Annotated in this window: 4 protein-coding genes and 1 pseudogene; 3 read left to right on the top strand and 2 right to left on the bottom strand. The window is 30.7% G+C overall.

The window, feature by feature from the left end:
• Position 1: 1 nt before the first annotated feature.
• Together cpdA and mutL are read right to left on the bottom strand one after the other, a co-directional pair.
• Entirely contained in the window at positions 2 to 829 is an 828-nt protein-coding gene (gene cpdA, locus Q1J40_RS03680) for a 3',5'-cyclic-AMP phosphodiesterase (protein WP_301098705.1), read from the bottom strand.
• Positions 830 to 956: 127 nt separating this feature from the next.
• Entirely contained in the window at positions 957 to 2,810 is a 1,854-nt protein-coding gene (gene mutL, locus Q1J40_RS03675; protein ID WP_301098704.1) for a DNA mismatch repair endonuclease MutL, read from the bottom strand.
• 240 nt (positions 2,811 to 3,050) lie between these two features.
• Between mutL and Q1J40_RS03670 the strand changes: the two genes are divergently transcribed.
• The 3 genes and pseudogenes from Q1J40_RS03670 to Q1J40_RS03660 all read left to right on the top strand — a co-directional run.
• Positions 3,051 to 4,757: a ShlB/FhaC/HecB family hemolysin secretion/activation protein gene (locus Q1J40_RS03670; protein WP_301098703.1), complete on the top strand. Its 1,707-nt coding sequence runs from the start codon at positions 3,051 to 3,053 to the stop codon at positions 4,755 to 4,757.
• Between the two features lie 18 nt (positions 4,758 to 4,775).
• Positions 4,776 to 11,972 (top strand): two-partner secretion domain-containing protein, encoded by a 7,197-nt coding sequence (locus Q1J40_RS03665; protein WP_301098702.1) that lies wholly within the window; start codon positions 4,776 to 4,778, stop codon positions 11,970 to 11,972.
• Between the two features lie 145 nt (positions 11,973 to 12,117).
• Positions 12,118 to 12,387: pseudogene (locus Q1J40_RS03660) on the top strand (helix-turn-helix domain-containing protein); the annotation flags it as partial.
• Between the last annotated feature and the right edge of the window lie 58 nt (positions 12,388 to 12,445).

Genomic DNA, 12,445 nt, shown 5'->3' with positions numbered 1-12,445 from the left:
ATTAATATCCTGTTGCACTAAAATTAGGCAAAAAGCAATCCGTTTTTAATCTTTTCACAATTGTTCTTATCACTCCATTCGGCATAAGATTCAATTCACGCCAACCTGGTGATTTAATATCTAAAGTAAATTTATCACAGTTAGGTTTAAATTGAATACAAGTTGAAGGCGTGGCTAATACACGATAATTTAACCATTGCTGATCCACTTCTTGATGAATATGCCCATGCAAAATAGCTTTTACATTTGAGAAATTAGATAAAACATCAGCAAGCTGTTCTGGATTAGATAAGCTATGTTGATCAAGCCAAGCTGAATTTGTGGGTAAAATATTATGATGTAATACTACTAAGGTATAACGTTCTGAATGATTACGTAACGTTTCAGATAACCAAGCTAATTGAAGTTCACTCAATTTCCCGCCTGGCTTACCAAAAACATGACTATCAAGTAAAACAATTTGCCAATTATTCGACAAAAGAATATGTCGGTGTGGCTGAATTTGAGCATAAATACCCAAAGCATTACTCATTTGAGGCTGTAAATCATGATTCCCTTCAATCCAAAATAATGGTTTTTTTAGTTGTTTAACCATTTGACCGAAGCGATGATAAGCTTCTCTATTATGATCTTGAACTAAATCACCTGTTGCTAAAATAAGATCATAGTCAAATGATTCTTGTTGAACGGCATCTAATACGGCTTGAAAACTTTTCATCGTAGGCACACCAAGCAACTCCCCATCTGGGGTAGAAAACAGGTGAGGATCGGTAATTTGTAATATACGTATAATTGGTGAAGCACTCGGTAATTCGTAAGCACCTTTCATATCAAGTGTTACTCTATGTAAAATTTTGAAAGTAAAGCGATACTCTACTGATTTCTATTGATTTGTCAGTAAATAATATTTAAAAATGCGAAATATACCTCATTTTTGAAGATAACTTAGCCAAAGTTTAGTCTAATTGGTTCATATATTGAGATAAATTGACTCTTATCTTTAACTTATCTAGTTCATTTTTTCCTTCAGGGTACTGTTCCACATAAGATAAAATTCGAACAATTTCAGTTAAACTCCAAGCGGTCGGTAATACTAATTGTTTTGCAAAAAATTCAGTCAAACTCACCGCTTGTTGATTTAGTGCATTCAATATTAATTGTTGTAAATTTTGTTCTCGTAAACACAAAGGTACTTGCTGAATAGTTAGGCGTAATTTTCCTTGCCACTGTTTTTCTTGAATATCGAAACCAAGTTGCATAAGGGATTCTTTGAGCTTATCCCATTGAGATTTTTGTTCCATATCTAAAGTTAAATTCAATGGAATCAATAACCCTCGTTTTTCCACTTGTTGTAATTGTAATTCAATTTGTAAGCGAGCTAATTTTTCTAAGCTAATTAAATAAAAATCTTCCCCTTGTTTCATTAATAAGGCTCGATTTTCTACTATCGCTAATGCTTGCAAATATTGTGATGATACAGGTATTTCATCAATACTTGACGATACATTTCCTTTTTTCTGAGTAAAAATTTGTTTACTTTCGATAGGATAAGAGTCAGTAGTCAATAATTCCCCATACAACTTTTGTTCTTTAGCATTAACCATAGGGCGACTATGTTTTTCATTCTTTGTATACTTTGACTGAGAATAATCAGAGAATCTACTAGGTTGACTCTTCTCGTTCGCGTCTTCATAAGATGGTGCAAAAATATTTTTACCTGATGCCGCATAATTAGTGTCACGAGTATAATTTGGTATAGATTCCGCTACATTATTCATCAAAGGTAAAGATACATCATTTTCTAGTGCATTTAACACACCTTGATAAATAAAATCGTGTACTAAGCGTCCTTGATGGAAACGTACCTCATGTTTTGCTGGATGAACATTCACATCAACCTGGCTTGGGTCAATATCAAGAAATAACACAAATGCTGGATAATGATCTTTTGTTAGGTATTCTCCATAAGCCTGACGAATCGCATGGTTAATTGTTTTATCTCGCATCATTCGACCATTTACATAGCTATAATTGAGATCATTTTGAGTTCTAAGTAATGAGGGTGATCCAACCCAACCATAAAGATGGAGATCATCGTGTTGCCAATCAAGATGAACAGAATGTTGCATAAACTCATCACTACAAATAGCTGCAACTCGTTTTTGCTGTTGCTCAATGTTTTGGCTATCAACTGCCTTATAGTAGCGTACTTTTTTTTCATTGTGCGTAAGAGTGAACGTTACACTTGGCTTAGCTAAAGCAATTCGTCTTACTATTTCATCAATGTGCATAAATTCCGTTTTATCCGTACGTAGGAATTTTCGTCTTGCTGGTGTATTAAAAAATAGATTAGCCACTTCAATTGTGGTACCGACTGGGTGAGATGCCGGATTAATTTCAACTTCCATATCTCGACCTTGAGCATAGGCTTGCCATGCTTCAGTTTGATATTCAGGTCTTGAAGTTAATGTTAAACGAGAAACAGAACTAATACTGGCAAGAGCCTCTCCTCTAAAACCTAAACTGAGAATAGACTCTAAATCCTCTAAACTAGCAATCTTGCTCGTTGCATGACGAGCAAGTGCCAAAGAGAGATCTTGTTTACCTATACCACAACCATTATCTCTTATCCGAATTAGCTGAGATCCACCTCTTTCAATATCAATTTGAATCTGCGTTGCTCCTGCATCTAGGCTATTTTCTACTAGCTCTTTTACAACAGAAGAAGGGCGTTCAACTACCTCACCTGCAGCTATTTGATTTGTCAGCTGAGGAGGAAGGATATGAATAAAAGATTGGGAATATGTCATAGTAAATAACAAATATTAGGAATAATGCAAGAAATTCTAGCATAAACAAGTGGTTGGACTTCAACTATTTTCTATTAAGTATATAATCGTAAATTACTGTAAATAAGCGACTTATAATAATAAGTTTTCTATTGTATAGTGTACTAGTATTTAAAATTTATATAACAAATACTTATATTCACATTTATTTTACTTTCTATAAACAATCAACTTACTTAAATTTACATTAAGGTGGTAAATATGTCATTTTTGGCAAAAAAAGAACAATTTATAAAATATTCTTATTTATATGCAGTAGCACTGTTACCACCTGTACTTAATGCGCAAGAAACTAGCCCAATGAACCAAGAGTTAATTAGATTAAAGAATAAGCAAACCATAGAAGATAGTGAGAAAGGGCTAGAACAAGCAGAAAAGTTACTTTCGCTCAAACAAAAAAAACCAATATTAATACATTCAGATATTCAGCCAATAAATGAGAATCAAGCAATCATCAAAAATATAACTATTGATTATTCAGAAGGTCCTTATATTGATTTTAAACAAATTATTAAAAGCTATGAAGGCACAAATTTTACTAACCAACAAATTTTATATTTAGTAAAAGATTTAACTGATATTTTATATAAAAAAGGCTATGTAACTAGCGCTATTGGGCTCAAATCTACTGATTTTTCGGGAGGGAATTTATCTTTAATTATTCATTGGGGTAAAGTAGATCAAATATATATTGATGGAGAAAAACCAAATAATATTAAAGATAAGTTAATGCTTAGTACATTGCCTACAATTAAAGATACCATATTTAATATTCACTCAATCGATCAAATAGTAGAAATATTAAATACAACAAATAAAAAAGTATCTATCGATGTAATAGCAAGTGATAAACAAGCTTACTCTAATTTAGACTTAACAGTAAGACGTTATTTACTTCCTTCTATAAATCTAGGGTTTAATAATTCTGGTGTTGGAAATAATGAGAATGGACGTAATCAAATTACAACTTCTTTAAATATGAGTGATTTATTAGGAATTAATGACTCATGGAGATTATCTAGTGGGTATAGACTATATAAAAAAAGTAAAAAAAACAATCAGATAAATTATGCAATTACTTATACCCAACCATTTTCATCTTATATATTAGAAACAACATTTTCTCACACTGGGTATAAAAAAAATCTAGCAGGTAATAATGGAGATTATTCATCTAGAGGTAAGACTCAAGCTATTAACTCAAAATTAAGTAAAGTATTATTCAGAGATCAAGAAAATATTTTTTCTATTTATAGTGAAATTGAATTTAAGAAAAAGATTAACTATATAGTAAATAGAAAAATAACAAATAGAAGAGAAAATAAAATTAGCATTGGATTATCTTATATAACTAACTTACTAAATGGGAAATTATACAGTGATATATCATACTCTAATGGAATAAAATGGCATAAAGGTGAAAGTTTAGCATATAAAAATACTAAAGACGAAAATTTAAAATTAATAAACTTAAATATCACATGGTTAAAGCCATTGATGATAAAGAAAAGGATTATTAATTATCAATTAAGATTAGGAGCTCAATATAGTCCTTATAATTTATATTCAGATAATCAATTATCATTAGGTGATGAATATACAGTTAGAGGATTTAAAGGAGGAATACTTTCTGGAGAAAGCGGTGCTTATTTATCACAAACTTTATCTATGCCATTTTATCCACAAAAATATTTAATTAAATATATATCACCATTTTTTGGTTTTGATATAGGTAAGATATATCAAAAAGTATTACATAGAAGTACATCCATTGCAGGAAGTATTTTAGGTATAAAAACTACGATTGGAAAGTTAGATTTATCAATAAGTTATGGAAAACCAATAATAAAACCAAATAATTATAATGGCAAAGAAGAATATTATTTCAATGCTAATCTTAAATTTTAATATAAAAGGAGATAAAAAATGAATAAAAATTGTTACAAACTTATATTTAGTCATAAAAAATTATGTTTGGTCCCTGTTGCTGAATACATTAGTTGTGTCAAGGATCAATCTGAACCAAAAATAAAAGAAGAAAAAATTAATAATAAATTTAATTATAAATTTTCTTTAATTTCTACATTAATTAACAATATACTAACTATAGAAAAATTAGGAAAAATTATTATTCCTATAACATTGCTAGGTATATCAAATTTTTCTTTTGCAGATGATATTATTTTAGATAAAAATAACAACAACACTAAAATATCACAAACAGATAACAAAGTAGTTATTGTTGATATTGCTAAACCTGAAAATGATGGTATTTCAGATAATAGATTTGAAAAATTTAATATCCATAATGGTGCAGTATTTAAAAATAACCAAGAAGAAGATTATTCTAAACTTGTTGGATATTTAGATAAAAATACTAACCTCAATGGAGAAGCAGCAAAGGCAATCTTAACCCAAGTAACAGGTAAAGAATCAACTTCTTTAAAAGGTGGTTTAGAAATATTGGGAAAAGATGCTGATTTATTAGTAGTAAATCCTAATGGTATTACTATTAATGGAGTACAAACATTTAATACTAATAGATTTGTTGCATCTACAAGTGAAATTATCGATCCAACAAAAGGATTAGAATTATCTACAAATAAAGGTACAGTAACTATTGAAAAGGATGGATTATTAACAGATGGTTTAAGAACTGTTGATATTGTTGCAAAAAAAATTGAACAAAAAGGTGCTATTAGAAGTAGTGATTCGAGTAAAGTCTCTGATATTAACCTTATTGCTGGTTCAAGTAAATATAATTTAAAAGACAATAAAGTTACATCTGCAGGTATTCATAATAATGAAGATATTATTATCGGTAGTGATTTAGGTGCTATGTACGGTAATAATATTAACTTTATTGTAACTGATACTGGTGCTGGTGTACATCATGAAGGAATTATCTTATCTGAAAATGACATTAAAATAGAAAGTAATAGAGGTAAAGTAGAGGTAAACCAATTACAAAGCAAGAAAAATATTGATCTGGTTAATATTGAAAATTTAAATATTAAAAAAGGGGTTGAATCTCAAAAAATAAATATTAAAAGTAATAGATCTACAGCAAAGCAAAAATCTGTAATTAAAGCTGATTCAGTACAAATAACATCAAATAATACTAATTTAGAAAGTAATTCTAAAATTAGAGGTAAACATATTGAGATTAAAAATAAAGAGAGTCTTAATATCAACAAAGATGCTTCTATTTTAGGTACGCAAATTAAAATAGAGAGTAAAAAACTTATTAATGATGGAACAATCACATCTAGACAAAATAAAATTAAAACAGAGCATCTAAAAAATACAGGAAATATCCTCTCTGAAGCTAAATTAGATATAGAAACACTAGGAAATAGTAAAAATAATCAAAATCCAGGGAATGGATTATACTTTGTCGATAATGGCTACGTAAATTTAGGTACAATTCAAAGTAATGGCAGTGCCTCTTTAACTTTATTAAATAATACAACATTTAACCCAACATCTCATGCAGTACCTCAAGCAAGAAATGATCTAACAATTAACGCCACACATGTTGATATTCCTCAAAATGAAGAGTTACAGGTTACGAGTGACTTAAGTATCAATAGTGACGATTTAACAAATAATGGTGTACTATCAAGCGGTAAGTTCCTCAATATTTCTAGCTTATTTGGTATATATAATAATGGTTTCTTAGGTGCAAAATCAGGCTATAAAATTCAATCTCAAAAATCAGTCATTAGAAATGAAGGAACATTGCATTCTGAAGGAATATCTGAATTAGAAGCTGCCTATAATGTTACTAATTTAGGTGAAATTATTTCAAAAGGTAAAATAATCATTAATACTCGTCAACTAATCAATGATGTACAACTCATTGGTGATGTTAAATCTAAAGCAACTGACCATGAATCCTCACATGTTTATTCACCTAATTGGTCAAGACGAGATTCTTATACGCTAGAAACTAGAACAAATGAGTTTGATTATTCTGAGCTAAAAAATGCCAAAGTAGGTAAAATAAAATCTGAAGGCGGTTTAGAGTTTATTCAAAAAGATATTTTAGAAGGGGAAAATGGCGGTATTTATAACAATGGGATTATTAACATTCAAGGTGAGTTCCATAACAATAAAACAGCAACCATTATAAATAAAGCAAAATCAAAAGAAAAAGATCTGATTAAAGATTTCTTTGATAGATCTCCTCTTACATTGAGATTTTTACCAAAAGGTGGTTTATTCGGCGGTTACTTTGGTCTAGCTGGTCACGCACATCGAGATTTTCCATCGTTATCTAACTTCTTAGATACCATTTTGAATTATGACACAATCTTAAAATCAGGTGGATATCAAGCTAATCCTAGAGAGTACCTTAAGGATCTTAAAAATATTCAATCTCCATTTTTACAAAACGCCTTAGTAAAAGTACTCGGTGATAATTGGGAAAATCAAACTATCACTAACTTGAAAGATAATTGGAATAAAGCTAAGGCAACATATATTCCTGTACATTTCTATCCTGATTCCAAAGCAAAGATCCTAGCGGATTCTATTACAGGTAATATTGAACATGTAGTAAATGGAGAAGGCGGTGAAACAGGTTCTTTTGACAAAAAACTTAATATTGGACAACATACCATTAATATACCTGATGTAAGTTTTAAACCATTTATTAATAAGAATGATGTAAATACTCAATCTGATGTTGATTTATCTATTCTATTAAATCTTCTTGCAGATACTAATTTATTCATTGATCAGTCGCTACAATTAACAAAACCTGAAATTAAAATTGATACAAATGCGGAAGATCAAGACTTATTAAAAGAAACAGAGGAAGAAAAATTAGCAAAGAAAAAAGCTAAAGAAAAACGCTTGGCTGATATTCGAGCTAAACAAAAAGAGCAAGAAGAAAAACGTCTTGCTAAAATTCACAAAGAGTTAAAACGCCAAGCTGAACTTCTAACAAAACAAAGAGAAGAAGAAGAAAAACGTCAAGCTGAACAACAACGTCAAGCTGAGTTACTTGCTCAACAAAAATCTGATGAACAACGCAAAGCTGAATTATTAGCTAAAGAACATGATGAACAGAAACGTCAAGCTGAACTCAAAGCTCTACAAGAAGCTGAAACAAAACGCCAAGCTGAACTAAAAATTCTACAAGAAGCTGAAGAGAAACGTAAGGCCGAAAAACTATTAGCAGAAAAACGTGCCGAGTTATTAAAAGAATATGAAAGGAAGCTTGCTGAGGAACAACGAAAAGCAGAAGAGATTGCTAAAAATAGAATTATTCCCAAAGAAAACATCAATCAACCACGAGTGGAAGTTGATCCGCTCTATCATACTCGAGCAAAATATATCAATCAAAATGACTACATTGGTTCGAATTATTTCTTTAATCGTATTGCTAAACCAACAAACAAAGGTTCTGTAAAAGTTGTTGGAGATAACTATTTAGAGCATAAACTTATCACTCAAACTATTGAGAAAAAAGTCGATAATCACCTTTCTTTAAAATATAACTTGAATGATAAAGAATTGATTAAGCGACTAATGGATAATGCTTATTCTACAGCTAAAGATTTAGATCTTAAAGTTGGTGAATCATTAACAGAAAGCCAACAAGCCAATTTAAAAGAAGACATTATCTGGTATGTGAAAACTGAAGTGAATGGCAATGAAGTCTTTGTTCCTCAAGTTTATTTGGCTAAAGATACACTTGATGATGCGAAAAAATACCAAGGTTTAGGTACTTCTGTCATTAATGCAAGAAAGATTGATATTCAGGTTAAAAATCTCAGTAATGAAAATCAGATCGCAGCAAAAGAAATCACTATAGAAGCCGAAAATAAAATTCAAAATACAGGTGATATCCTTGCTAATAAAAAAGCTAAATTAATTGGTCATAAAGGTATTGAACAATCATCGAAAAGATATACTGATGATAAAGGTAATACTATAGTTGAAAAATCTAATATTATATCCAAAGGTCATTTACACCTAGAAACAGATCTTGATCATAATATTGATGTTAATGCTGGAAATATCAAAGGAAAAACAGGCTTCGTCAAAACTAAAGATCTCAATTTAAATGATACTTATGAAGTGAAAAGTTCTAACTCTCAAGAAGATATTCGTTCAAAACTCCTTGGAATTGTTATTGGAACTAAATCTGAAAGTAAATCAACTGCAGATTCTGTTGGTTCAAATGTAAAATTTGATCACTTACATTTAGCGGTTCAAAATGATGTAAACCAAAATGGTAGCACTATCGAAGCTAAAAAAATTACAGGAATTGTACAAGGAAAATATAATACTAAAGCAGGTAAACATATTGAACACACCGAAAAGAGTCAGAATGCTGCATCTCTAGAATTAGGCTTAATTGCAAGCGCCTTAGGTTTCTCATCTAGTGTCAACGTAAGTGATCTCAATGGGGCAACTCAAACAACAAGTAACACCAGTGATAATCCTACAGCTAGTTTATCGCTCGGTATAGCTGTAACATCTGAAACAGAAAATTCAACAACATTGACACATAAAAATAGCCAACTCAAGGCAGAAACAGGTGAATTACATGTTTTAGGTAATGCTGATATTGGTGGCTTAGACATAAATAAAGCAAAAGAAAAATCAAAGATAACTAATCTTCCTCAGGAAAATAAATCTGAAGTAAATATCAACTCTTCAGATAAACAAATTACTGCGTCTGAAACAGCTGATATCAAATCAAAAAAACCTAAAAAAACAGAAATAAAAACCTTAACGACAGAACAAATTGCAGATCTAATGAGTGAAAAAGATGAATCTTTCTATAAACAACATAAAATTCAAGATGAACTCACTGGTTCAAAAGGTTTTACACTCTCTGCAGATACAATTTCATCTACCAAAGAAAAAGATCTATTTGACTACCATAAAGATAGTAAAAAATTCAAAGTAGGTGTAGAAATTGAAACTCATTCTGCAATTGCAGATCTCGCAACTAGCGTAAGCAATCAAATTCAAAATGCACAAAAAGGATTAAAACAAGATGAAACAGCAATTTTGCAACAAGCTAGCGATATTATAAATGTCATTACAGGAGATTTAGTTGGTGGTTCAGCAAAACGTACTTTTGAAATCTCAAATTCATCTCATTCTATTACAGAAAGTAAAGATAGTCGCAGTTATCTAGGAGGAAATACGTCTTTAATCTCTAGAAATGGTAATATTACTTTAAATAATGTTGAGAGCGATAAGCAAAGTAATATTACATTGACAGCAAAAGATAATATCCATTTAAATGCTGGAGTATCAGAAAAAAAAGAAAAAGAATCATCTTCAACATTCCGTTTATATGATGGAATAACAGGATCTTGTGGTGTAATGAGTCAAGGATGTTCTACTGGAACAGTAACAGGTATCGATATGACAGTAAGAAACGCCACTCTCCACAGTAAAGAAATACAGAACAGTATATTAAATGGGCAGCATACTACAATTAATGCAGGTAAAGATCTTAATCTCAATGGTGCTAATATTAATACCTCTGAACTACACACTAATGTTGAAGGCAAAACTAATATTATTTCCCGCCAATCTGAGCTTAAGAGAACTGATTCTACTATAAATGCATCGGCTTCTGTTGGTGGCTCTATCAATACAGTCTTAGAAATTACACCAACTCTGAATCTTAGTGGAGGATATGGCTACGAGCAAGAATCAAGCAAGAAAGTTAAGAAACAATCAGGTATTTCTGCTGGGCACATTACAGGTCAAATTACAGATCTCCATCTAGAAGGTGGCTATTTAGTAGATCAAAGCAATCAAAAGGATCTTACCATAACCGGAAACATAACTCATAAAAACATCAATGATTCTCATCATCAAGATGGAGGTAATTTTGGTGCAAGTATTGGCATAAACGAAAACGGTATTAGTCAATTTAATATTCGCGGAGGGCGTTCTGAACAAAAACATTATGAGGCTAAGCAACAATCTACATTATCTGGAATAGATACAAAAGAGAATGATATTAATAAGGATCTAAATAAATCAACTATCGTTGAAAAAAATGATCGTTTTGCTAAAACCAAATTTAATTTTGAAGTACTTGATATTGCCGAATTAGGAAAAAAAGGGTTTGATAATGTTAAACCAGACTCAAATGATGAGCCAATTTATGAAACGATTCCTGATTCACCTTATTCAAAACTGGGTGATATCAATGCGGATACCCGTCGCCAATCTAACATTGAAGACGATTACTCGTTAGTTCAGAAACCTAAAACAGGTGAAAGTGACATCAGCTTGGATAATGAACCAATCTATGAAACTATCCCTGATTCAACTTATGCAAAATTAGGTGATAATAATGCAGATACACGCCATCAATCTAAGGATAAAGATACTTATACATTAGCTCAAAAACCTAAAATGGATGAGGGTGATATCAAATCAAATAATGAACCAATCTATGAAACTATCCCTAATTCAACTTATGCAAAATTAGGTGATAATAATGCCAATAGTCATCGTCAATTAATGCAAGATAAAAGTCTGAATTTGGCTAATAGACCATTACCAGAAATACCAGAAATCCAACTGAGATCATTAACAGAGAGTGATGAAACTTATGAAGAAATTCTATTAAATAATAAGGCAAGTAAAAATATTGGCAAAAATTTAGCTAATCTTACCGCTTCTACGAAAAATAATGCAAACACCAATACAAAAGCAAAAACACCAATTAACAATCATATTGATGTTAAAGTTTTAGATGAGCAATCACATTCACTTACCCAGAAAATGAAAGAGGTGAAAAATTCAGTAGAGCAATTTAGTAGAGAAGCGGGCTTTAAATTTACACAATCTAAAAACGAAGTATTTAATCAAATTATTAAATACCCTGAAATAGAACATGATACATGTAAAGCAAACTGTGCATTTTGGATCAAAAAACAAGTTCAACCAAACCTAAGCTTAGGACAAGACTTGTATAAAGATGGTAAAAAAGATCAGTTGAACAAAGAAGCTTTAAAAAAAATAAAAAAACTTCAAACTGAATTTATCAATAATGGTTCAACTGCGACACAACAGTTTAAATTTATAAACTCCTGGCTATTAGAACAAGGTATAATGCTAAAAGAAAAATAATTTGATAAATTTAATCGTAATGATAGGTTGTTGATAACGTAACTGTAGAAGATCAAACTTAATTTGACAAATCACTTAAAAAAATGAGAGTTTCCCGTTTAGAATATGAGTGTCTAAATTTAATCTAAATAAAAAGGAAACTCTCATGTTTTATTCTAACAATCCTTTAATTAAACACAAAACTGGTTTGCTCAATTTAGCTGAAGAACTTGGCAACATATCAAAAGCCTGTAAACTAATGGGTATGAGTCGAGATACTTTCTATCGCTATCAACAATCAGTAGAACAAGATGGTGTAGAGGCTTTAATCAACCAGAAGCGTAAAATCCCCAATCTTAAAAATCGTGTCGATGAAAAAATTGAACAGTCAGTGATAAACTTTGCACTTGAATCCCCTGCTTATGGGCAAGTCAGAGTGAAATAAAGGTTAACCATTTGCAAACAAATGGAATTTGTAAACGCTTTCATAAAAC

Origin of the sequence: Otariodibacter sp., from assembly GCF_029256985.1 — a bacterium.
Classification (GTDB): domain Bacteria; phylum Pseudomonadota; class Gammaproteobacteria; order Enterobacterales; family Pasteurellaceae; genus Otariodibacter.
The sequence above is the reverse complement of the archived record's forward strand: the minus strand, read 5'-3'. Positions and strand labels throughout refer to the sequence as shown.